Here is a 22757-nt window from a genome sequence, read left to right as displayed (position 1 = left end):
TATTATTTCTCTTTTTAGGAAAATATTCGCCGTTTTTTTCTTATTTTCGTGTCTTAATTGGCTCACGCAAATGGTTTACGATTTAGAACAGGAAAATAAAGAGATTCTCGCGAGGTATAAAGATTTAATTACCAATACCTATCGCAATCTGGATGAAGAACAGAACAAACTCATCCGGAAAGCTTTTGATATAGCGCTTGATGCTCACAAAGATCAGCGTAGAAAAACGGGTGAACCTTATATCTATCACCCCATCGAAGTGGCAAAAATTGTTGCCAATGAAATTGGATTGGGTGCAACCTCCATCGCATGTGCACTGTTACATGATGTAATTGAAGATTCTGACTACACTTACGAAGATTTAAATAAAATTTTTGGAAAAAAAATTGCAGATATTGTTAATGGTTTGACCAAAATATCGGTCATGAACCATCAAAACATTTCCATTCAATCTGAAAATTACCGTAAACTCCTCCTAACTTTATCTGAAGATTTCCGGGTTATTTTAATAAAAATTGCAGACCGGCTGCATAACATGCGAACGCTAGACAGCATGACACCGGAAAAACAGAAAAAAATCGCCTCGGAAACGGTTTACATTTACGCTCCACTCGCCCATCGTTTGGGATTATATAACATAAAATCAGAGCTGGAAGACCTTTCGTTAAAATTTAATAATCCCGAAGTCTATTTCGATATTTCAGAAAAATTGAAACTGGCCAAAGAAAGCAGGGAAATCTATATTGAAGAATTTAAAAAAGAAGTTTCGGAACAACTTGAAGACGAAGGTCTCAATTTTTCCATAAAAGGCCGGGCGAAAGCCATTTCTTCCATTTACAGAAAGATGCTGAAACAAGGCGTGACTTTCGATGAAGTTTTTGATAACTATGCCATCCGGATTATTTATAAATCCGACGCCAAAAACGAAAAATTTCTTGCCTGGAAGATTTATTCTATTGTGACTGACCTTTATCACAGTAATCCGCAGAGGATGCGCGACTGGATTTCGCAACCACGTTCTACAGGGTACGAAAGTTTACATCTCACGATTTTAGGACCAGATAAAAAATGGATCGAAGTTCAGATCAGATCAGAGAGAATGGATGATATTGCCGAAAAAGGCGTTGCTGCTCATTATAAATACAAGGAAGGTTTCAGGCAAAACTCAGATGAAAAGAACTTTGAAAACTGGGTAACTGAGATTCGGGAAGTGTTGGAAAATCAGCAATCTTTGACCACAACGGAACTTTTAGATGATATTAAACTTAATCTTTACTCTAAAGAAGTTTTCGTTTTTACGCCAAAAGGAGAAATAAAAATTCTGCCGATTGGTTCTACAGCGCTTGATTTTGCATTTTCTGTGCATTCCGATCTGGGTATGAAATGTTTAGGGGCTAAAGTTAACGGGAAACTGGTTCCGATTTCTTACGTGCTACAGAATGGTGATCAGGTCGATATTCTTTCTTCGCAAAACCAAAAACCAAAAACCGACTGGCTGGATTTCGTTGTTACTTCCAAGGCGAAATCAAAAATTAAAGGAATTCTGAATTCTGAAAAAAATAATTTGGCAGAAGAAGGAAAAGAAATTCTACAGCGAAAAATGCGACATGCTAAACTTAATTTCAACGACGAAGAAATTAATAAGATGCAAAAGTTTTTCGGCTTAAAAACTTCACAGGAGCTATTTCTTAAATTTCAAAACGGCCAGCTTGACATCAGCGACATTAAAAAATATACGGAAGGAAAAGGAATCTTAGGAAATATTCTTCAGCGTTTCCGCAAATCACCCCTGAAAAACGACGTATTTACAGAAGCACCGGAAACGAATCTGGATATGATTGTTTTTGGAAAAGATGAAGAAAAATTAAATTATACTTATGCTAAATGCTGCACCGTGATTCCAGGTGACCGAATTTTTGGATTTATCACCATTTCAGACGGTATAAAAGTTCATAATGATGGCTGCCCGAACGCCATCAATTTGAGAGCACAATATGATTATCGCGTTTTACCTGCTAAATGGGTGAATGAGGAAAGCTTCAAAAACAGAATCAAAATTGAAATCGAAGGTCTTGACCGTATGGGAATGATCAACGATATCACTGCAGTTATCAGTAATAATATGAATATGGACATGAAAAGCATGTCGATTGAATCAAACAATGGAATATTTATCGGCAATATCAATCTGGAAGTAAGAAATCGTACCCAGCTTGATGAAACCTTTAAACAACTAAAAAATATTAATGGTGTTTCGCGCATTAAGCGTCTTTAACCTCTACTTATTAAAAAAAAAACTATGCTCATTACCGACTATTTTAAAAAATTTCTAAACAGTTCTCAGTCTTCCGGAATCGTCCTTATCGTTTGTGTTTTGATTTCGCTTCTTGTTGCGAACTCTTCTGCCGGAGCGGCTTTCCAAAATTTACTGGATACTAAAATAGGAACAGAACTCTTTCATCTTAATTACTCCGTAAGTATTTGGATTAATGATGGATTGATGGCTATTTTCTTTTTATTGGTCGGTCTGGAAATTAAACGTGAAATCGTAGAAGGAGAACTTTCCTCTTTTAAATCTGCCTCCCTCCCAATTGTTGCGGCAGTTGGTGGAATGGTCGTCCCGGGCCTTATTTATTTCTTCTTTAACCACGGCTCAGAATACGCAGGAGGTTGGGCTATTCCCATGGCGACAGATATTGCATTTTCGTTAGCTATTATTTCCATGTTGGGGAAACGAGCGCCTCTTTCTCTAAAGATATTTTTAGCAGCTTTGGCAATTGTTGATGATTTAGGAGCTATTCTCGTCATCGCTATTTTTTACACCGACCAAATTGAATGGGTTTATTTAGGTTTAAGCGCATTGATGGTTGCTATTTTAGTTACTTTCAACCTGTTAAAATTCACCAAACATATCTGGTACATTATCCCGGGAATTTTCCTTTGGTATTTCATGCATCATTCCGGTATTCACGCTACAATTGCGGGCGTATTGCTGGCACTTACTATTCCGACTAATATCTCAACTACAGAGATTTCTCCTTTAGAAAAAATGGAGCAGAAATTACATTTGCCGGTCAACTTTTTAATCATGCCAATTTTTGCTTTGGCAAACACCAATATTTTATTTAAAGAAGGAATGGTCGATGACCTGTTCAGCAATTTTGGTTATGGAATTATCTTCGGACTGGTCTTGGGGAAAGTAATTGGGATCAACTTGTTTTCCTATATTTTTATTAAGTTAAAAATAAGCAGCTTACCCGATCAGGTTTCTTGGTCACAAATGTTGGGAGCCGGTCTTTTGGCGGGAATTGGTTTTACCATGTCCATCTTCATCGCTTTACTGTCCTTCAAAGGTCACCCGGAAATACAGGATGAGGCGAAATTTGCCATTTTAATAGCGTCTGTAATATCAGGTTTTGCTGGTTTTTCTTTATTAAAATATATAGGAAAAAAACGGGAACATTCTGAAGATTAATCAATAATATTTTTCTTTATTCTTCATATTTAATGTGATGATCTTCATTGCGGTCATCATTAGAAGAATCATGTTCGTTCCCAAATTCTAAGTTACTTGCGGTCATTTCATCGGCGATCATTTTCTCCACGCGAACTTTCTTGATGGCTATATTCAATTCATTTCCTAACAGGATGAGAATGATATTAATATTAACCCAAACCATAACCAGAATTATGGTGCCAATGGACCCGTAAAGAACATTATACCGCGCAAAATTACGCACATAAATCGCAAAGAAGTAAGTGACGAGAACGAATAAAATTGTGGTCAGAATTGCCCCGGGAATGGCTTGTTTAAAGGTGGTGATTTTTAAACATCCAACCCAATAGAACAGCGCCAATAATATAAAATAGAAGATAGGAAAAGAAATAAAACCAATGATCTTCGACATATTATCGACGAGCCAGGAAATATTAATTTCGGGGGTAAAAAGTTTCAAAACCACCTCACTATAATAAATACCCAATAAAGAAGCGATAATTAGGAAGATAAATGCAATCGTAATGACGAAGGCGACCAGATATTCTTTTATAACACCGCGTCGGAGATTCGTATTAATATTAAAGCCGTTAATTAAAGAGTGTGTTCCGTTGATGGCAACAATCATGGCAAAAGCAATAGTCATGGTGCTGATATTCTTCATATTCGGAATAATAAAAGTCTGAATATATCCGGTAACATCTTTTTGTATATGAGACGGGAAAATATTGTACATGAGCACCTCGAAGATGTAAAACTGCAGTTTATCGTAATGTGGCAGGTACGGAAGAAGCGATAAGAGGAACAGAACAAAAGGGAAAAGACTTAGGAAAAAACTCCAGGAAATGCTGGCTGCGCTGCGGCCAATCTGCATTTTGAAAACGCCTTGTCCATAAACTTCAAACATTTTCCAAAGAGAAATTCCTAAAAAAGGAATATGAATCTTATCCAGAAAATCTTTTATTTTGATGATGAATTGAGGAGTTTTAATACCCATTAATTTATATTTGCAAAACAAAGATAAGAAATGCGAATTAATTTAGTCTGTATGGGCAAAACCGATGATAAGGGAATTACAAATCTTATTACTTATTATCAAAAACGACTTCCTAAATACTGGAATTTTGAAATCATCGAAATTCCGGATGTTAAAAATGCTAAAAACCTAAGTCCAGATTTATTGAAAAAAGAGGAAGGAAAGTTATTTCTGAATCACATCGATAATTCTGACACTGTTGTTTTAATGGATGAAAAAGGAAAACAGTTTACCAGCCGCGAATTTGCCCATAAAATTGAAAACTGGATGAGCAGTTCGGTTAAAAGAGTTTCTTTTATTATTGGGGGCGCTTATGGTTTTTCAGATGAAATATATGAAAGAGCCAATGAAAAAATGTCTCTTTCAAAAATGACTTTTACCCATCAAATGATTCGTTTATTTTTTATTGAACAGATTTATCGCTCAGACCAAATCTTGCAGGGAAAACCCTATCACAATGATTAAATTTGTTTGATGGTTGATATTTGATATTTGATATTTGATCAAATTAAAAGTATTAATTATCAAATCAACACCTTATCAAATTATCACCTAAATTTTTATGTATTTTTGCAATATGGATCAAGATTTATCACTTCGAACAGTTACGGTCATGCGGTATATTCTGCCCTTAAGAGAAGGCGGTTCTTTGCCTGCGCTTGCAGAAGCCGACGATGATTTTAAATATGTTTTAAAATTTCGAGGCGCAGGTCACGGTGTGAAAATGTTGATTTCAGAACTTTTAGGTGGACTGATCGCAAAGGTTTTAGAATTGCCAATTCCGGAGTTGGTTTTCGCTAATCTGGATGTCGATTTCGGCAGAACAGAAGCTGATGAAGAAATTCAGGATCTACTGAAGTTTTCTGAAGGTCTTAATTTAGGACTCCACTTTTTATCCGGTGCAATTGCGTACGATCCCTCTGTTAAAGTTGATCCACTTTTGGCTTCAAAAATTGTTTGGTTAGATGGTTATATTACCAATATCGACCGTACTTTTAAGAACACCAATCTTCTCATGTGGAAGAAGGAATTGTGGCTCATTGACAATGGTGCATCTTTATATTTCCACCATTCCTGGATGAATTTTGATAAACATGCTTTAAGTCCATTTTCTTATATAAAAGACCACGTTTTGCTTTCCCAAGCCACAATGCTCCACGAAGCAGATCAGTTTGCAAAAACCGTTCTGAATGATGAAATTCTAAAAAAAATAGTTGAAATGATTCCGTTGGAATGGCTTAACTGGAACGATACCGACGATTCTCCGGAGCAAATTAAAGAGGTGTATTTCAATTTCCTGAAAACACGCCGCGATCATTCTGTTAACTTTGTAAAAGAAGCTCAAAATGCAAGAGGATAAAATTTACGAATACGCGGTGATTCGCCTTGTTCCAAAGGTCGAAAGAGAAGAATTCTTCAATATCGGACTTATTATGTTTTCGAAAAGGGAAAAATATATCCGTTTTGAGTTTCATCTTTGTAACGAAAAATTTCAGTCTATGAAAAGCAAACTCGATTACGAAGATATCGCTCAAAATCTGGAGAATTTTAAAAATGTAGCAAATGGCCAGAAAGAAGGCGGACCGATTGCTGTGCTGGAAATTCCGGAACGGTTTCGTTGGTTAACGGCAGTTCGAAGTTCTGTAATTCAAACATCGCGACCCCATCCTGGGAAAACAAAAGATCTGGATGCAACTTTTGACCGGTTGTTTGATGAGTTGGTGAAATAAGTATTTTAAATTTTCCGTCATAAATATACCTCGATGAATAATCATCGAAGCTTAATATTTTAGTTTGTTTTAAAATATTTCGGAAATTTAAATCTTGGTCAGTTTCGCAAACTTCAGGATCAAATTCTTTTCACCTTCATGCTGAAATTTCACCTTCGCTTTGATGTTCTGCGGATCAGTTCCGTCCAGGAATATGACTTCTCCAACGCCGAAACGGTCATGACGCACGCGATCTCCCACTTCGATATCCTGAGACGAATTTCCACTTGGATTAATAATTCTCGCAGTAGCAACAGGTTTTAAATTTTGCGGGATAGGAAGCGGCTCATCTCTTTGAATGGTTTTCTTCGGATCTTTCTTTTTAAAGAATCTTGGTTCAGCAGGTTCATCATCAAATATATTTGATTTTAAACCGGAGTGATTTACGAAACGGCTTTCTGTAGCCGGATTGATGAATTCTAAATATTGGGAATCGACCTCACTTAAAAACCTAGAAGGTTCTGCATCCGTGATTTTCCCCCACTGAAAACGCGAAATAGCATACGTAAAATATGCTTCTTTTTCCGCGCGGGTTAAAGCCACATAGAACAAACGGCGTTCTTCCTCTAATTCCTCCCGCGTAGATGAACTCATAAAGCTCGGGAATAAATTTTCTTCCAGACCAACAACATGAACTACAGGAAATTCGAGTCCTTTTGAAAGGTGAATGGTCATTAATGAAACTTTATCGGTATCATCATTTTTATCAGTTTGCGTATCAGCCGAAAGCGCAATATTCTCCAGGAAGTTGGCCAAAGACGGATCGCCATCATCCAGCTGTTGCTGTTCCTCTATAAAACCTTGCATGGAGTTCATCAATTCCTGTACGTTTTCAACCCGTGAAATTCCTTCCGGGGTCTGATCATCTTTCAGAAATTTAATCATGCCGGTTCGTTTCGCAACTTCCATCGCTACATTGTACGCATTTTCAGTTTTTAGCATGACCTGAAAAGCTTTGATCATGGACCAAAAATCGGAAAGCTTCGTTAGAATTCCGTTATTTAAACCCAAATTTGGTGCATAAAAGCCCAGATTATCCAGAACCTGACTCACTGTAATATTTTGACTGTCCGCAAAAACAATTAGTTTATTTTGGGTGGTTTCTCCAATACCTCTTGCCGGATAATTGATAATTCTTGATAAAGCTTCAGAATCACTTTCATTAATTAAAAGACGAAGATAACCCACAAGATCTTTTACTTCCTTTCTTTGGTAAAAGGATAAGCCACCAAAGACACGATAAGGAATATTCTTTCTTCTTAAAGCATCCTCAAAGGCCCGTGTTTGAGAATTTGTTCGGTATAAAATGGCAAAATCCGTAAATTTTCTCTGTAATGAATTATGCTGTTCCCAAATATTAGACGCGACAAAATTGGCTTCGTCGGCATCAGATAAAGCGCGGTAAACTTTAATCTTCTCCCCTTCTTCATTATCACTGAAGACATTTTTCTTAAACTGTTGCACGTTTTTTGAAATGACAACATTTGCGGCATTCACGATATTTTGAGTAGACCGATAATTCTGTTCCAAAGAGACCGTCACCGCCTCCGGATAATCTTTTTTGAAATTTAAAATATTGTAAATATTTGCACCCCGGAAAGAGTAAATAGATTGCGCATCATCTCCTACTACACAGATATTTTCAAATTTTGAAGCCAGGGCTTTTACAATTAAATACTGTGAGTGATTCGTATCCTGATACTCATCAACCAAAATATAACGGAAGCGATCCTGATACTTTGCAAGAACTTCCGGGAATCTCGTTAATAATTCATTGGTTCTTAAAAGCAAATCATCAAAATCCATAGCACCGTTTCGGAAACAGACATCCACATATTTCTGATAAATCGCTCCGATATGTTTCATATTGGCACGCTCATCCGCTTCAAGCAGTTCGGGATTATTGAAATAGGCTTTTACCGTGATCAGATTATTTTTATAGGAAGAAATTCGGGCCTGAACTTTTTTGGGTTTGTACAAATCCCCGTCGATATTCAGTTCTTTAATGACCTTTCTAATGACATTTAAAGAATCCTGAGAATCGTAAATTGTGAAATTGGACGGATACCCGAGATAATGCGCTTCAGAACGTAGAATTCGCGCAAAAACGGAGTGAAATGTTCCCATCCAAAGAGATCGGGCTTCACTTTGTCCGACGACTTTTGCAATACGCTCTTTCATTTCTTTGGCGGCTTTATTGGTAAAGGTCAAAGCCAGAATATTAAAAGGATCCACCAAATTGATAATCAAATGTGCGATACGCATTGTGAGCACACGAGTTTTACCGGAACCGGCACCGGCAAGAACCATCAGTGGTCCTTCCAGGGTAGTTACAGCTTCATATTGCGGTTCATTCAATCCTTTTAAATACTCCATTTTCATAAAAATTTGACAGACAAAGGTACGTTTTTTATAGCCTTTTTAAAAGTATGAAAAGTTGAATTTACAAAAATGACACTTCCTTAAAAGGTGTAATATGTTTTAATAATCTTAACCTATTTTTAAAAAATTAATAGTTCAAGTATTCTGTTATCTTATCATTTAAAATAAAATACACGATTATTCCGCACTACTGTGCATTATTTATAAAAAAACACTTATATTTGCACACTAAATTTCAGGACAAAAAATGAGCACAATATTTACATTATTCATGATTCTCATCATGATTTTAAGTATCTTACTTATCATTATCGTTATGGCGCAGAACCCAAAAGGAGGCGGTCTTTCCGGTACTTTTGGAGGAACATCTTCCGCACAGTTTGGCGTACAGCGTACCAATGATTTCATGGAAAAAGCAACATGGTCTTTGGGGATTATGATTGTTGTTTTAATTTTGTTGAGCGTTATTTTAACGGCAAAACCAACTCAAAGTTTCCAGCAGGCTCCTGTTAAAAAAGAAGGTGCAGCTCCACAAACGGCTCCCGGAACAAATAATGCAGCGAAGCTTCCAGCTCAGTCTGAACCAGCTCCGGCAGGAAAATAAAAATTAAGTTTAAAAAATATAATAAATAAAGAGATATTCGAATGAGTATCTCTTTATTTTATTTTTATTTTCTCCATCCTATGACGTAGTTTCAATCCGGCCGAAATAATCCGGTGCTGAAACGGCTTCTGATCTTTATAGTACTTGTCTACAAAAATCTGCATCGCACCGTAGAATCTCTCCAGATATTTTAAATCTTTTACTGTGCTCTCTCCTTTGTGGTGAAGAATTGAATATTTTCCATAATACCAATTTTTATATTCTCTCCTCAATAATGTGAAACATAAATCAATATCTTCTCCATACATAAAATAATTTTCATCCAGTCCTCCGACTTCTATATAAAGCGCTTTTTTCATCAAAAGAAAAGCTCCAGTAACTACTTCTACTTCGGATATTTCAAATTCACTAATATCATTTCTGTAATAAGATTTAGAATTATTTTTCCTGAAGTTGGTGAAGAGTTTTTCAAAGGAATTAAACATATCAGGAACTGAACGTTTACTTTCCGGAAGAAAGTTTCCGGCAGCATCGTGCATATGAATTCCCAAACAACCAAAATCTTTATTTTTATCAGCAAATTCAAGAATCTCGTTTATGTAAAAACCCTCGAATTCGGTATCGGGATTCAAAAGTAACACATATTCACCCCGAGCTGTGTTCACTGCTTTGTTATTAGCAATCGCAAATCCTTCGTTTTTCTCCGAAGCGATAAACTGCACTCTAGGAAATTCAGTCATCAGATTTTTCCAGGAGGAATCAGGAGAGTTATTATCAATGACTACAACTTCAAAATTAATGTCTTGCACAAATTTTTCTATTGAAGTGAGGCAGTTTCTTAGTAATTCCGTTACGTTATAATTAACAATAATAATTGATAATTTCATTTGCCCTGCAATTTTAAATATATATTACGACTTATCCTTACCATATATTTTAATTTATAAAAAATAAAATAGAGAGAATATTCTAAGCCGGTAATTCTTTTTGAAAGCAACATCTCTCTAAGATTTTTCTGAAAACCCTTTTCCATTTCTTTTAAATTTGCAGATAGTCCAGCAACACCAAAAGTCCTTTTCCCATCACCAGCCAAAACCAGTTCTTCATCTAAAATATACATTTTATTATTTTCTGAAATTTTTAACCAGTAGTTTAAATCTTCAGCATATTTCTGTTCTCCATCAAAATAACCTGTATTTTCCAGAATTTTTCTTTTAAAAATAACAGTAGATGGTTGGGTTTCATTTCTGAACATTAATCTACGGAAAGAGATGAGAGCAAGCTTGTTTTTATCGGCTTTGTAAGGATAAAGAATTTCATGATTTTTTCTGCGAGAACCTAGAAAATCGACCTCTAAATCACCACTTTCAAAAACACTAATTTGCCTTTCTGTTTTCTTCGGATACCATTCATCATCAGAATCTAACAATGCAATGTAATCACCTGTAGCAGTTTTCATCGCTGCATTTCTGGCCTTAGAAACACCGCCATTCTCTTGGTTTATTAAGGCAATATTTTGATCAGGATTTTTATTGATGTAATTCTCAATGATACTTCTGCTTTCATCTGTAGATCCATCATTCACCATAATAATTTCAAAATCTCCTTTCCAGGTTTGATTTTTTATTGAAATTAAGGCTTTTTCAATACTGTTTTCGGAATTGTAAACTGGAATAATTACAGAAATCACACGTTATAACTCTTTAAAATTAAAATACCAATCGCTAAAATAAACAATAAGTTTTAATCTTGTTCATTATAAGGCAATCTATTCTGTATCGATCTTCCCAAAGAGATCTCGTCGGCATATTCCAATTCATCACCTACCGAAATTCCACGGGCGATCGTAGAAAACCGAACGGAGGAATTTTTGAATTTTTTATAGATATAATAGGCGGTCGTATCTCCTTCCATTGTGGCACTCAAAGCGAAAATCAACTCTGTAGTTATGCCGTTTTCCAACTTTTTTTCTATCGAGGAAATATTGAGTTTGTTTGGACCAATTCCTTCCATGGGAGATATTTTACCGCCCAGAACGAGATATTTCCCGCGAAATTTTCCGGTATTTTCGATGGCCATCACATCGCGAACATCTTCTACAACGCAAAGCAGTTCATTAGATCTTTTGGGATTTGAACAGATCTCACAAATTTCAGAATCAGAGAAATTGTGACATTCTTTGCAGTATTGAATATCGGTCACCAATTTCTTCAGAGAATCGCCCAAAGCAGTCGCTTGACTCGCAGGCTGTTTCAGAAGATGTAAAGCCAAACGCAAAGCTGACTTTTTTCCTATTCCGGGTAAACCGGAAATTTCCTCTACTGCTTTCGCTAAAACTTTGCTCGGATAATCCATTTCACAAAAATAAAGTTTAATCACAGAAGTTCCAAGTTTCGGAGTTTTTATTATCTTTAAAAAAAAATAAGAATGGTCCTGAAAAATTTAAACTATCCCCTTGATTTTAAATTTAAAATTACAACGCTCTCGAGCGACTTTAATATCACCGATAAAAACGGAAATTATGTGGCGTATGTGCGTCAGAAAATGTTTAAATTAAAAGAAGATGTCATCGTTTTTAATGATGAGTCAAAATCTGAGGAACTTTTTAGAATTAAAGCAGATCGGTGGCTGGATTTTAATGCGAGCTACGCCATAAACGATTTGGTAAATGAAAAAAGTTATGGCCGACTTGCCCGCAAAGGAATGCGGTCTTTCTGGAAATCACACTACGAAATCCTGGATGAAAAAGATGAACTTAAATTCCTCATCAGCGAAGATAACGCCTGGGTGAAAATATTTGATGGTATGGTAAGCGAAATACCAATAGTTGGGATGTTCACCGGATATTTTCTAAATCCATCTTACACCGTGAAAGATCCAAAGGGAAATGAATATTTCAAATTGAGGAAAATGCCCTCTTTGGTCGGAAGAAGATTTCAACTGGATCGCCTAAAAGATATTGATGATGAAGATGAATCCCTGGTTGTTTTGTCATTTTTAATGATGGTATTGCTCGAAAGAACTCGCGGTTAGAAAAACAAACTTTAAAATAAAATAAGGAATGAAAAAAGCAATGATTGTTACCTCTTTGCTGATGCTATTCTCGTGTCAGAAAGAAGGAAAAATTTCAGAATCTATTGGAGCTGATACAGACTCTGCGTCTATAGAAATTGATTCTACAAATGTACAGGCGGTAGGGAATTTTAACCAGATCAATCTGGAAACATTTAAGTTTCCGGCAGAAGTTAGTGGTTGTTCGTGCTACTTTGCGAAAACAAAAGAGGATTTTGAGAATGAAAAATATATTTATATCGATGATTATGGAAATACGGCTTTCTTGAAAATCGATGGTAAAGATGTTAAAATACCAATGAAGGAAGGTGATTTTGATCCGGAAAACTTTGGCAAAGTCATTAAAAACGATGACATTACCGTTACCATTCAAGGTAAAAAAATAAAAGAACTGGAAGAAGTGATGATGTTTGAAGGAACCATGACGGTCGAAAATAAAAAAGGAGAAAAAACAGTTACGCCGATTTACGGAGAATGTGGCTGTTAAATAGTCTTAAAATTAAGATTTTGCGCTTTTGAAAATTTCAAAGGCGTTTTTTTATTCGTATTTTTGAGGTTACTAAACTTTAAATATTTAAACAGATATACAATGGAATTATCACAACTTGAACCGCAAATCATATGGAAGAATTTTGCAGCTTTGAATTCGGTTCCGCGTCCTTCAAAAAAGGAAGAAAAAGTAATCGAATTTATAAAAAACTTTGGGGAGAAACTCAACTTAGAAACTACCGTTGATGAAGTTGGAAATGTGATCATTAAGAAACCTGCAACTGCAGGTATGGAAGATCGTAAACCTATTGTGATGCAATCTCACCTTGACATGGTTTGTCAGAAAAACAGTGATGTAAATTTCGATTTTGAAACGCAGGGAATTGAGATGGAGGTTGACGGCGACTGGGTAAAAGCAAAAGGAACCACTTTAGGTGCGGACAATGGATTAGGCGTGGCTTCGATTATGAGCGTTTTAGAGAGTAATGATATTGCACATCCCGCATTGGAAGCTCTTTTCACGATAGATGAAGAAACAGGAATGACCGGTGCAATTGGTTTGAAACCTGGACAGCTGCACGGCGAAATATTATTAAACCTAGATACGGAGGAAGATGACGAAATCGATATCGGTTGCGCAGGCGGAATTGATGTTACGGCTTCTCAGGAGTACGGCTTAGAAGATGCAAAAGGGCAGATTGTAAAAATTATCGTGAAAGGTTTGCAGGGGGGACATTCCGGAATGGATATTCACAAAGGTTTCGGAAACTCAAATGTACTTTTAGGACGCCTTTTGTACACTGGTATAGAGAACCAAAACATCCAGTTGATCTCAATAGACAGCGGCGGTTTGCGAAATGCGATTCCGCGGGAAGGGAATGTGGTTTTATCCGTAAGAAATTCGGTAGAGTTTATTGATCATGCCAATACCTTAAAAGCTGAGTTACTGGAAGAGTTTGCTTCTATTGAAAAGGATTTGCACATCAATATAGAAACTTTTTCAACTGAGGAAAGAGCGATTTCTGAAGAAGATTCCAAGAAAATAATTTTAGCTTTAAAAGCTGCACACAACGGAGTTTACAGAATGTCGCCGGATGTAAAAGATTTGGTAGAAACATCAAATAACATCGCAAGAGTGGAATTGAAAAACGGAAAATTACAGATATTAAATCTCTCCAGATCTTCGGTTGATTCTTCTAAAGCTGCAGTTGCTGAACAATTGAAATCTGTTTATGAACTTGCAGGAATGAAGATTGAATTCAGCGGTTCTTATCCGGGCTGGAAACCTAAACCAGGTTCTGAAATTGTACAGGTCATGGAAAAAATCTACGAGAAGAATTTCGGTGAAAAACCACAGGTTGTGGCTTGCCACGCCGGTTTAGAATGTGGGATTATCGGTGCGAATTATCCTAATATGGAAATGGTGAGTTTCGGTCCGACGATTAGAGGTGCGCACTCTCCGGAAGAGAAAGCAAGTATTCCTTCAGTTCAGAAATATTGGGGATTCTTAAAAGAAATTTTAGCGAATATTCCGAAGAAATAAGACTTAAAATCACAGATAAAAAAAGCAAAATACGCGCGTCGTATTTTGCTTTTTTTAATTTCAAGTAAATCTGAATTCTATTTTGAAGAGTAAACTAAGGTAAATATAATGAACCTATGAGCATTAGTTTTGGTCGCGAACATGTACCACTCTTTGAGGAAACGGAACTTCGATTCCATTTTGTTGAAAGGCTTCAAAATATTGAATGCGTAAGTCACTTTTTAAATTTTCGACCCGAAAAACATCTGGAGTCCAGAAATAAACATCAAAAATAAGTGCTGATTCGGCATATTCTGTCAAACGGACGAAAGGTTTTGGAAGATCTGACACGCCTGTATTTTTTTCTGTTGTTTGCTGCAAAACTTCAATTACTTTTTTCACATCACTGTTGTAAGAAACCCTTATGTTTACTTCGAAGCGGGAGTTCATCTGGCTGTGCGTCCAGTTATTCAGACTGTTTTTTGTCAGCATCGAATTGGGTACGATAATGTATTTATCGTCGCGGGTTAAAACCGTAGTCGTTCTTAAATTAATTTCTTTTACCTGACAGACCAAACCATCAAATTCGATGATATCCCCAATTTTCACAGAGGAATCCAGAAGCAAAACAATACCTGAAACAAAATCGCTGAAGATGCTTTGAAGTCCCAGACCAACACCCACCAATAAAGCCGCTGAAGCTCCTAAAAGTACAGAAACATTAATTCCCACCATATTCATCCCCAAAATAAAAGATACCACGTAGGTGATATATTTGGTCAAAGAGAAAAAGGTATATTTCTTTGATTCATCTAATTTATTGGAACGGTAAATGAGTTTTCTTACAAATCTTAACAATGCAGAAACCGCCACGATAAAGACCACCAAAAAGATGATCGAGGTTAAATTAATACTGGCATCTCCAATTTTAAAAAGCTGATAGCTCAATATATCTTTTACATTTTCTTTCATAAAGATATTTTTCTTACATGATTAAACGGACTCCGCCCAAATCGGCCACCCGATAACTGAAACGGTCACTTGGTGAAGCAATAAACATAAAATTCATGGGAATATTCCATTGTTGAGAAAGCTCCTCAATTAATTGCGGCGTAAATTCTCCCACCATTTCAATAAATTCAATATCAATGTCAGGATACGCACGGTCTAAAACTTCGATATCAACTTTCAATTTTTCATTGTCATCACCAGGTTTCATCACGTTTACAATCTTCAACTTCTTCGTAGTCTCATTCGCCTGAACGTACTGCATAACTTTATTTAAAATGGAAACATCATCTCTTTTTGTCAAGAACACAAACTCCTGAGAATGTACTTTATGGTACATCTGTCTTAATTTCCGGTTAGAAATAACGGACATTTTTCTTAAAGGTCGGAATACAGAATCTACGGCGACGAGCATTGCTGAAATAATCGAGGATCTATTCAACATAAATAAGACCACCATAAATGCAGGAATCAAATAATATATAAATGTTTTAAAGGAACTCGGATTCAATATTAAATTTCCCCAAAAACCAATGATTATAAAACTGATGGCCACCAAAACCGCAAAAACCGGAGCGTACTCAGGTCGCGGCAATTTTTTTCGTTTTACTTTTAACAGCAAATTACCAATTCCGAAAAGCGCCATTACCGAAAGGAAAGAAAAAGTATAAACTCCCGCCAGCGAAGTCAAAACTCCATTGGTTGCCACTAAAACCGATACACAAAGCAGTAAAAACGCGATAGCGATGCGGTAATGTGAACCTCTTTTATTTTGTTTCAGAAAGTAGTTGGGCAATATACGGTCAAGCGTCATTCTGTTTACCAATCCTGAAACTCCCACAAAAGAAGTCAGAACAGCACCGCAAAGGACCAAAACCGCATCTACAGAAATTAAATAAGCCAACCATTTACCGCCGGTTATTTCGCCAACATAGGCCAATAATGATTCCTGATGTTCGCCCACGGATGCTAAAGGCAAGACGAATATAATGATCATTGCAATTAAAGGATTAAAGAAACTGACTACCGCCCACATATTGCGAAGCGTTTTTGCAAAAACCCCAGGTTCCTGTTCTTCGACAAAGTTGGCGGAACTTTCGAAACCTGAAATTCCTAACATGGCAGCGGAAAACCCTAAAAATAGTGCGGTCAAAATACCACCCGATTTCACGGGAGTTGGCCAGTTTAGATGCAAAGTGTCAAATCCTGTGTTTGCGATGAACCAAATTCCGGCGATCACTAAAACAGATAAAGAAACCAGATGAACCAAAAAAATGATAACAGCCACAATCGCCGATTCTCCAATCCCTGCAATGGTCAACATCGTAAAAATGCCTAATACTACAATAGTGGCAATCATTACATTCAGACTTGGGATCAGTTGATTTAAATAATGCATGGCTTCGGACCCCGAAAGTACAGCTGTTGCCATATAAGACAAGACCGTTAATGTAGCTGCCAATGAGGCGACTCTTTTTGAGGACGTATTTAGCAAAACATTATACGCTCCGCCATTGAGCGGAAGCGCACCTACAACTTCGCCATAAATTTTCCGGAAAAGAAAAAGTACCATGGCGACCACCAAAAGTGAAATCCAGGCGTACTGGCCTGCATACATAATTGTGAGTGCCGAAACGTATAAACAGGAAGACGTAATATCGTTGCCCGAAATTGCAGTAGACTGCAACTCGTTGAGCTTTTTATGGACGGACTTTTCCATTTCGCATATTCTTTATTTTTGTTTTTTCATCCATGATTTGGCGGTTACTTAAAATATTAATTTTGCCAATGGGTCGGTCAATCTGCGTCTTGACGCCGGTAAAAAAAGTAATAGAAGGTTTATTCATATGGTTTAGTTTAAAAGTGATTATTAATATTATTTGTGTAATTAAAGGGAAGTATTACTCTGAAATTTTTTTCTAAAGTTATTTGGACTTTCTTCACTGATTTTTTTAAAATATTTCCCAAAATGGGACTTGTCTGAAAATCCAAGTTCGAATGATATTTCAGTCACGGACAAGTCGGTATTCAGCAACAATCGTTCCGCCTCCAGAATCACCCGATTTTGAATATAAGTCTCCGCAGAGATGTCTAATTTCTCTTTAATTAATGAATTCAGATAGTTTGCAGAAATGGCGAGTTTTTTCGAATAATCGGAGGTTCTTTTCAACTCTTTAAAATTAATCTCGACAAGGTTTTTAAATTCTTCGATATAGGAATTTTTCCTGTTGGTCTTAAAATCAATATATTCCGGATTATCAGTTTTTCTAATATATTTCAACATCGAAACTTTCAGGAGTAAACAAATAATTTCCTTGTTTAGATGCGACGATGTTTTAAATTCCTTTTTAATATCTACAATACCCGACCGGAAGCTGGCAATATCACTTTTAGTAAAATCGATAAAAGAAGGAAGATGCGAAAAAGCAGTATCACTTTTAATCTTTCGGTTGCCTGTATAAATCAAATTATAAAAAGATTTTGTAAAAAGTACAGCTTCTCCACTAAAGTTATCAATCTCCAAAAAACGAAAAACCTGATTATAATCGATAAAAAACACCCTTCCTCTTTTGAGCTCATGAATTACATGATCGATTTGAACTTTCCCCGAACCGCTGTCTACAAGCAATAATGTATAGAATTTTGTCTTAAACGAATTCTGAAAAGAAAATAGATCCAGCAGATCTGAGACCGTTAAAACGACAAACTCGCCATCCAAAGAAAAAGGACGCTTTAAGGAATTGATCGTAATTGCTTTGATGTGTGCCGACGACATAAGAAGTCTGTTTTATTGATTATACGAAGATAAAACAAACCTTTTTAATACCGCGTAAAACAATGAAGATCATTTACCATCCATTTTTAATGTGGAGGTTTTAAACGAATTAAAATCAGTTTAAGCAAACAAATTCATCGTTGCTCAATCCGGAAGTTATAATGTCGGTATCTACTTTTTTATCTACGTAATCCGAATTCATGGCGCGTAAAACCGCCATATAATTCATGCTGAAATTGATGGTATCACCGACCTCCAGATTTTCAGAATTTTCACCTAAATCCAAAATAAGCATGTCGGAACTTGCACCGATAATTTCGATTCCGGGAATTAAAGCCATAATATCTTTATGATCAATATCCAATAAACCGATGTCGACAATCGCTCTGAGAGAAGATTTCCCTTTCTCTTCCTCCGAAAATGTTGGGGTTTCACCGGTTAAATTCGTCCCCGCATTACCAGATGGAATCGTGGGTTTTTCCTGCATTTCGATAATTTCCGCCGTCAAGGTGAAAACATCCTGATACATTCCCGCCATTACTGAATCTTTATAGACATTTGTACCGAAGAACAAAGTTTCCCCAACTCGGAAATGATTAATTCCCAAAGGAACTTCATTCTTAAAAATTAACGGTATGGTCACTGAAGATCCACCGGAAATGTAAGGAATTTTTTCACCCGAGTTTTCTTCTACAATCTCTTTAAACCGGTTCAGTTTTATAAGTTTTTTTTCATCGGGTAAAATACCGTTCAGACAATTTAAATTGGTTCCTAAACCTACTACTTCAATATTGGGCAATTGTAGAACCTCATCATAAAAACTCATGAGGTTACGCGCCATAATTCCTTCGCGCAGCTCCCCCATTTCGACCATGAGCACAACGCGATGGATTTTATCTTGTTTCACAGCTTCTTCTGAAAGTAACTCTAATGTTCCTAACTCCGTGTTAAAACTAACATCTGCAAATTTCACAATGCTTTTTGCCAAACGCTTTGCAGGAGGTTTAATATAAATGGTCTGTTTATCTGGCGAGAGTTTCTTAATGGTTTTTAAATTACTCAGTCGCGAATCACAAATCTCTTTATCTGTAATATCCAGCAGCACCTGCAGGAATTTTGTATTCCCGCACAATAATTTTGCAACAATCGCCCACTCAATCTTATTTTCTTTGAATAATTGATCGAGTACTTTGTAATTATGACGAAGTTTTGTTGAATGTAAGGTAATGTATGACATGTTATTTTTTTAATCTCATTTCGAGATATTTACTGGTAAAGCCCAGTTTTTCATAAAGAAATTTCGCAGGATTATCGGGTTCACAGTGCAACGCTACATCACCTTCTGTGGCATCAATAGCAGTTTGCATCAATTGTTTACCTACGCCTTTTCCACGCAAATCTTTGTCGGTCGCAATGTAGACCAGAATATTTTCCGGAATATAGCTCGCCATTCCTGTTTTATTGACCACAACTGCTCCTGCAATTTTTCCACTTTCCGAATCATGGGCAGAAAGAACGACACCGCCAGGTTTCTGGTCTTTGCCAAAAGCATAATCGATGGCTTTTTCGATATCATCTTTCGGGTCTCCGTATTGCTCAAGACTTTCAAAAAGAAAATTAACAATCTCTTTTTTTATATCTTCGGAAGGAATATTTTTTTCTGAGTAGGTATTTATTTTTATCATCGGTTTTTGTTTATCCCGGAATTGGCAGTGTTAAATCATAACCTGCAACTGATTCCGAATTGTTTTTAATATTTTTAAGTTTAGCTTTTACAATCATCAAGGGAACGTCGGTTCCATTGATCATTTTTTTAAAGAAATTGTCACCCATAAATGATTTCCAGGAATTTTCATCCTGATCGGCCAGCAAAATAATATCACAATCTTTTTCATTTGCTGTTCCGGCGATCAATTCTGCATTATCATGAGACAATTTAAATTCTGAAAGATAATCGGTGGATTTCAAGAACAGATTTTTCTTCATATCGATGTATGCTTTTTTCACCGACACAATATTTTCCGGATCACCAACGCCCAGTAAATTAATTCCACCAGCGTTTTTATTGGCCAATAAAATTGAAAGACTGGCTTTCTGATCAAGTTCAGTTTGAACCCGTACCGGGAAAAGAATTTTCTTAAAGGTGATTTTCTTAAAACTTTCCGGAATCAGTAAAACGGAGCAATTAGCGTGCAAAAGTACATTGTAGGAATTTGAGCCTAAAATAAACTGCTTCATCTTTTGACGGCCAGATGTTCCCATCACTACGACATCAACTTGATCACTTTCGACTACTTCATTAACACAATCGACCATATTTTGAGTACTGATGCGCGTTTCAATATCAATATTATATTTTACTACAACAGCGCTTTTCAGTCGTTCCAGTTTTGTTAAGGCACGATCAATATTATGTTGAATGGTTTCTGAGCCCAATATTTGTTTTCCTCCACGATCAATAAGATGATAAGCATAAATCCTGTGAATCACGATTAATTTTGCTTCGTGACGCAGTGCCATTTTCGTAGCGACTTTCAGTGCATTTTTTGATTTTGCAGAAAAATCGGTCGGAAATAATATTGTTTTAATTTCGCTTTCCATTATTGTGTTTTGAGTACTTGATTATTTTCTGTACAAAATTACGAAACGATGGAGGAAAACCGTGGCAGAAAAAACCGCAACCGTGGTACTAATTACTTATTTTTAAACTATATTTCATACAACTACTCAATCGAGATTTGGATTGGCGATAAATTTTCAAATAAAAAAGGCCAGAAGAAACCTCTTCTGACCTTTACAATTTTATAAATGCTAAACTGCGTAATCTAACTATTAATCGACAATGATCTTTGCAGATTGAGTTTTTGTCGTTACAAAATAAACTCCTTTCGGTAAATTATTTAGACTAACTTTTTCCTTATTATTAACATTATTAATAGTTTTCAGTAATTGTCCGTTTAAGTTATAAACCTTAATCGTTTCATTTTTAGAAATACCACTAATGAAAAACTCACTGTTTTTTACCGGATTAGGGTAAACTGCTATTTTTTGGTTCGCAGTTTCTACCTCATCATTTGATAACTGAGAATAACAAGTCCAGGTAAGATTGTCAAAAGAAACTCTGTTGCTCGTTGTTTCATCAATTAGCTCAATAACCACATCACCCGCTACATTAATATTATTGATAGTCTGCGTTTGCTTGGTTTTAGAATAAGGAATCTGACCTTTCACAACACCATTTATTTTAAGGATATAATTCCCACTGCTATCAGAAAAAGGCAGATATGTTTTAACCGTTAATGTTCCGATTCCACCCGAAATTACAGAGGACTTTAAAGTTCCCTTTTTCATACAAATTGCTTTGTTAGCATCGCCATCAATATAAATCTGCTTATCGGTTCGTGCATTGGTTGCAGTCCACACAATCCCATTGGAGGACCAGGTTCTGTCAGCATAAGATGACGCTGGAGGATTACTGCCAGTAGATGGAATATTTTCAAAATCTTCTGTACCACAAGAAGTTCCGTCGCCGGTTCCTGTACCCGCTTCAGTCGTTCCCATAACCGTTGCGCTTGCGGCAGATTTGTTTCCGGCAGCATCTTTGGCCAAGATATAGAATGAATAAGTTGTCGCTGGAGACAATCCCGTAATGGTTGTATTAGGTGATGCCGCTGTTGAATGGTAAGCTCCATTCACGTACACTTCATATCCGCTCACTGCAACATTATCACTAGCCGCATTCCAATTGAGTGTAATACTGGAAGCAGTTGCGCCGGAAACTTCCAAGCCTGCAGGAACAGTAGGTGCTTCTGTATCTGCAGTAGTTCCGCCGCCGTTAAAGGTATCCGGCCAGGTATTCTGTGCTGCAGGACCTCCCCATATTACCGTTGCCAAATATGGATTATCGATAAAAGGATTTCTGTTTTTCTGCTTGTTCGCTACAATTTCATTTCGCTGTTTTTCAAAATTAGAAACAGGATCTTCAATATTCCATTTTAATAAAATATCCGGAAAATCAGATGAATAGGTACTCGGATTCATGGTAATATTTAAAGGCAGACATCTGGTGTTGTACCGCACATACATGTACATCAAAATTCTTGCTACGTCACCTTTCCATTCGTCACCTGGATACCAACCACCACGACTCGTTTTGTAAGCCAAAGCACCAGTACCGTCATCAAACAAAAGGCTTCCACGATTGCTGTTCAACTGGATATCTGCGGGACGAAGATGGTGACCATCTGCACCAGGACCTGATGTTCCTAAATTAGGAGTTCCCTTTGACTTTGCGTAAACGTGCTCGCGGTTCCAGCTTCCATTGGCAGAACGGCTTCTTTCATGAATTCCGGAACTTTGCGAACCGTAAATTAAAAGAATATTTCCCGGTTTCTCCGGGTCTGCATCACTTGTTGCCAAAAGAGTCTTCAACTCACTATAAGAAATTACTGTCGTATGAGTTGTTGTAATTAAGGCAGCCAATTCATTTTTTAATTCATTTTGGGTTTTATTAAAATTGACACCCGAATAATACGCCGGCGCTGACTGGGCGTAAATGAAAAATGATAAAATGCTGGCTAAAAAAGATAGTTTTAGTTTCATG

The 22757-nt window shown here is 36.6% G+C and carries 22 protein-coding genes; 9 read left to right on the top strand and 13 right to left on the bottom strand.

Going from position 1 to position 22757, the window contains the following annotated elements:
- The first annotated feature begins 70 nt into the window (after positions 1-70).
- Together EIB73_RS01650 and nhaA are read left to right on the top strand one after the other, a co-directional pair.
- Entirely contained in the window at positions 71-2275 is a 2205-nt protein-coding gene (locus EIB73_RS01650; RefSeq protein WP_125022011.1) for a RelA/SpoT family protein, read from the top strand.
- Between the two features lie 24 nt (positions 2276-2299).
- A complete protein-coding gene (nhaA, locus tag EIB73_RS01645; RefSeq protein ID WP_125022009.1) occupies positions 2300-3475 on the top strand; it encodes a Na+/H+ antiporter NhaA in 1176 nt (391 codons plus the stop codon).
- A gap of 16 nt (positions 3476-3491) precedes the next feature.
- Here the strand turns inward: nhaA and EIB73_RS01640 are convergent, their stop codons facing one another.
- On the bottom strand, positions 3492-4493 hold the full coding sequence (locus EIB73_RS01640) for a YihY/virulence factor BrkB family protein (protein WP_125022007.1): 1002 nt from the start codon (positions 4491-4493) through the stop codon (positions 3492-3494).
- A gap of 30 nt (positions 4494-4523) precedes the next feature.
- On the opposite strand from EIB73_RS01640, the gene rlmH reads away from it, so the two are divergent.
- From rlmH to EIB73_RS01625, 3 genes are all read left to right on the top strand, one after another.
- A complete protein-coding gene (gene rlmH / locus EIB73_RS01635) occupies positions 4524-4997 on the top strand; it encodes a 23S rRNA (pseudouridine(1915)-N(3))-methyltransferase RlmH (protein WP_125022005.1) in 474 nt (157 codons plus the stop codon).
- Between the two features lie 112 nt (positions 4998-5109).
- Positions 5110-5892, top strand: a complete 783-nt coding sequence (locus EIB73_RS01630; RefSeq protein WP_125022004.1) for a HipA family kinase — start codon at positions 5110-5112, stop codon at positions 5890-5892.
- Positions 5879-6262 carry a DUF3037 domain-containing protein gene (locus EIB73_RS01625; protein ID WP_125022002.1) on the top strand — a complete coding sequence of 128 codons (384 nt, stop codon included), beginning with the start codon at positions 5879-5881 and terminating at the stop codon, positions 6260-6262. The genes EIB73_RS01630 and EIB73_RS01625 overlap by 14 nt, the downstream gene beginning before the upstream one ends.
- A gap of 87 nt (positions 6263-6349) precedes the next feature.
- Here EIB73_RS01625 and EIB73_RS01620 read toward each other — a convergent pair whose 3' ends face one another.
- Positions 6350-8677: an ATP-dependent helicase gene (locus tag EIB73_RS01620; RefSeq protein WP_125022000.1), complete on the bottom strand. Its 2328-nt coding sequence runs from the start codon at positions 8675-8677 to the stop codon at positions 6350-6352.
- Between the two features lie 253 nt (positions 8678-8930).
- Here EIB73_RS01620 and secG point away from each other — a divergent pair, with 253 nt between their 5' ends.
- Positions 8931-9287, top strand: coding sequence for a preprotein translocase subunit SecG (gene secG, locus EIB73_RS01615; RefSeq protein ID WP_125021998.1), 357 nt, complete (start codon positions 8931-8933; stop codon positions 9285-9287).
- A gap of 53 nt (positions 9288-9340) precedes the next feature.
- On the opposite strand, the gene EIB73_RS01610 is transcribed toward secG, so the two are convergent.
- Genes EIB73_RS01610 through recR form a run of 3 tightly spaced genes read right to left on the bottom strand, consistent with a single transcriptional unit; the run spans position 9341 to position 11642 of the window.
- Complete coding sequence (locus EIB73_RS01610) at positions 9341-10174, bottom strand: glycosyltransferase family 2 protein (RefSeq protein ID WP_125021996.1); 834 nt, start codon at positions 10172-10174, stop codon at positions 9341-9343.
- Positions 10171-10977: a glycosyltransferase family 2 protein gene (locus tag EIB73_RS01605; protein ID WP_125021994.1), complete on the bottom strand. Its 807-nt coding sequence runs from the start codon at positions 10975-10977 to the stop codon at positions 10171-10173. The genes EIB73_RS01610 and EIB73_RS01605 overlap by 4 nt, the downstream gene beginning before the upstream one ends.
- A 53-nt stretch (positions 10978-11030) precedes the next feature.
- The gene (gene recR, locus EIB73_RS01600; protein WP_125021991.1) at positions 11031-11642 is read right to left on the bottom strand and encodes a recombination mediator RecR; all 612 of its coding nucleotides are present in this window, start codon (positions 11640-11642) and stop codon (positions 11031-11033) included.
- A gap of 72 nt (positions 11643-11714) precedes the next feature.
- On the opposite strand from recR, the gene EIB73_RS01595 reads away from it, so the two are divergent.
- The 3 genes from EIB73_RS01595 to EIB73_RS01585 all read left to right on the top strand — a co-directional run bounded on the left by EIB73_RS01595 (position 11715) and on the right by EIB73_RS01585 (position 14391).
- Positions 11715-12320, top strand: coding sequence for an LURP-one-related/scramblase family protein (locus tag EIB73_RS01595; RefSeq protein WP_125021989.1), 606 nt, complete (start codon positions 11715-11717; stop codon positions 12318-12320).
- A gap of 28 nt (positions 12321-12348) precedes the next feature.
- A complete protein-coding gene (locus tag EIB73_RS01590) occupies positions 12349-12846 on the top strand; it encodes a hypothetical protein (protein ID WP_125021987.1) in 498 nt (165 codons plus the stop codon).
- A 102-nt stretch (positions 12847-12948) separates the two neighbouring features.
- Positions 12949-14391: an aminoacyl-histidine dipeptidase gene (locus tag EIB73_RS01585; RefSeq protein ID WP_125021985.1), complete on the top strand. Its 1443-nt coding sequence runs from the start codon at positions 12949-12951 to the stop codon at positions 14389-14391.
- A gap of 123 nt (positions 14392-14514) precedes the next feature.
- On the opposite strand, the gene EIB73_RS01580 is transcribed toward EIB73_RS01585, so the two are convergent.
- The 8 genes from EIB73_RS01580 to EIB73_RS01550 all read right to left on the bottom strand — a co-directional run bounded on the left by EIB73_RS01580 (position 14515) and on the right by EIB73_RS01550 (position 22756).
- A complete protein-coding gene (locus tag EIB73_RS01580) occupies positions 14515-15342 on the bottom strand; it encodes a mechanosensitive ion channel family protein (protein WP_125021983.1) in 828 nt (275 codons plus the stop codon).
- Positions 15343-15355: 13 nt separating this feature from the next.
- Positions 15356-17098, bottom strand: coding sequence for an APC family permease (locus EIB73_RS01575; RefSeq protein ID WP_125021981.1), 1743 nt, complete (start codon positions 17096-17098; stop codon positions 15356-15358).
- Positions 17079-17225, bottom strand: coding sequence for a hypothetical protein (locus EIB73_RS14995; protein WP_164467843.1), 147 nt, complete (start codon positions 17223-17225; stop codon positions 17079-17081). The genes EIB73_RS01575 and EIB73_RS14995 overlap by 20 nt, the downstream gene beginning before the upstream one ends.
- Positions 17226-17266: 41 nt before the next feature.
- Positions 17267-18154, bottom strand: a complete 888-nt coding sequence (locus tag EIB73_RS01570; protein WP_125021979.1) for an AraC family transcriptional regulator — start codon at positions 18152-18154, stop codon at positions 17267-17269.
- Between the two features lie 115 nt (positions 18155-18269).
- Positions 18270-19391, bottom strand: coding sequence for an alanine racemase (locus EIB73_RS01565; protein WP_125021977.1), 1122 nt, complete (start codon positions 19389-19391; stop codon positions 18270-18272).
- 1 nt (position 19392) lies between these two features.
- Complete coding sequence (locus EIB73_RS01560; RefSeq protein WP_125021975.1) at positions 19393-19839, bottom strand: GNAT family N-acetyltransferase; 447 nt, start codon at positions 19837-19839, stop codon at positions 19393-19395.
- A gap of 10 nt (positions 19840-19849) precedes the next feature.
- On the bottom strand, positions 19850-20755 hold the full coding sequence (locus EIB73_RS01555) for a universal stress protein (RefSeq protein WP_125021973.1): 906 nt from the start codon (positions 20753-20755) through the stop codon (positions 19850-19852).
- Positions 20756-20986: 231 nt separating this feature from the next.
- Entirely contained in the window at positions 20987-22756 is a 1770-nt protein-coding gene (locus EIB73_RS01550) for an endonuclease (RefSeq protein WP_125021971.1), read from the bottom strand.
- Between the last annotated feature and the right edge of the window lies 1 nt (position 22757).

It is taken from the genome of Kaistella carnis (genome assembly GCF_003860585.1).
GTDB classification, from domain to species: domain Bacteria; phylum Bacteroidota; class Bacteroidia; order Flavobacteriales; family Weeksellaceae; genus Kaistella; species Kaistella carnis.
The sequence above is the reverse complement of the archived record's forward strand: the minus strand, read 5'-3'. Positions and strand labels throughout refer to the sequence as shown.

Bases quoted from the DNA above. Each gene is read 5' to 3' on its own strand.
- EIB73_RS01650 (WP_125022011.1), top strand. From the start codon at position 71: ATGGTTTACGATTTAGAACAGGAAAATAAAGAGATTCTCGCGAGGTAT.
- nhaA (WP_125022009.1), top strand. From the start codon at position 2,300: ATGCTCATTACCGACTATTTTAAAAAATTTCTAAACAGTTCTCAGTCT.
- EIB73_RS01640 (WP_125022007.1), bottom strand. From the start codon at position 4,493: ATGGGTATTAAAACTCCTCAATTCATCATCAAAATAAAAGATTTTCTG.
- rlmH (WP_125022005.1), top strand. From the start codon at position 4,524: ATGCGAATTAATTTAGTCTGTATGGGCAAAACCGATGATAAGGGAATT.
- EIB73_RS01630 (WP_125022004.1), top strand. From the start codon at position 5,110: ATGGATCAAGATTTATCACTTCGAACAGTTACGGTCATGCGGTATATT.
- EIB73_RS01625 (WP_125022002.1), top strand. From the start codon at position 5,879: ATGCAAGAGGATAAAATTTACGAATACGCGGTGATTCGCCTTGTTCCA.
- EIB73_RS01620 (WP_125022000.1), bottom strand. From the start codon at position 8,677: ATGGAGTATTTAAAAGGATTGAATGAACCGCAATATGAAGCTGTAACT.
- secG (WP_125021998.1), top strand. From the start codon at position 8,931: ATGAGCACAATATTTACATTATTCATGATTCTCATCATGATTTTAAGT.
- EIB73_RS01610 (WP_125021996.1), bottom strand. From the start codon at position 10,174: ATGAAATTATCAATTATTATTGTTAATTATAACGTAACGGAATTACTA.
- recR (WP_125021991.1), bottom strand. From the start codon at position 11,642: ATGGATTATCCGAGCAAAGTTTTAGCGAAAGCAGTAGAGGAAATTTCC.
- EIB73_RS01595 (WP_125021989.1), top strand. From the start codon at position 11,715: ATGGTCCTGAAAAATTTAAACTATCCCCTTGATTTTAAATTTAAAATT.
- EIB73_RS01590 (WP_125021987.1), top strand. From the start codon at position 12,349: ATGAAAAAAGCAATGATTGTTACCTCTTTGCTGATGCTATTCTCGTGT.
- EIB73_RS01585 (WP_125021985.1), top strand. From the start codon at position 12,949: ATGGAATTATCACAACTTGAACCGCAAATCATATGGAAGAATTTTGCA.
- EIB73_RS01580 (WP_125021983.1), bottom strand. From the start codon at position 15,342: ATGAAAGAAAATGTAAAAGATATATTGAGCTATCAGCTTTTTAAAATT.
- EIB73_RS01575 (WP_125021981.1), bottom strand. From the start codon at position 17,098: ATGGAAAAGTCCGTCCATAAAAAGCTCAACGAGTTGCAGTCTACTGCA.
- EIB73_RS14995 (WP_164467843.1), bottom strand. From the start codon at position 17,225: ATGAATAAACCTTCTATTACTTTTTTTACCGGCGTCAAGACGCAGATT.
- EIB73_RS01570 (WP_125021979.1), bottom strand. From the start codon at position 18,154: ATGTCGTCGGCACACATCAAAGCAATTACGATCAATTCCTTAAAGCGT.
- EIB73_RS01565 (WP_125021977.1), bottom strand. From the start codon at position 19,391: ATGTCATACATTACCTTACATTCAACAAAACTTCGTCATAATTACAAA.
- EIB73_RS01560 (WP_125021975.1), bottom strand. From the start codon at position 19,839: ATGATAAAAATAAATACCTACTCAGAAAAAAATATTCCTTCCGAAGAT.
- EIB73_RS01555 (WP_125021973.1), bottom strand. From the start codon at position 20,755: ATGGAAAGCGAAATTAAAACAATATTATTTCCGACCGATTTTTCTGCA.
- EIB73_RS01550 (WP_125021971.1), bottom strand. From the start codon at position 22,756: ATGAAACTAAAACTATCTTTTTTAGCCAGCATTTTATCATTTTTCATT.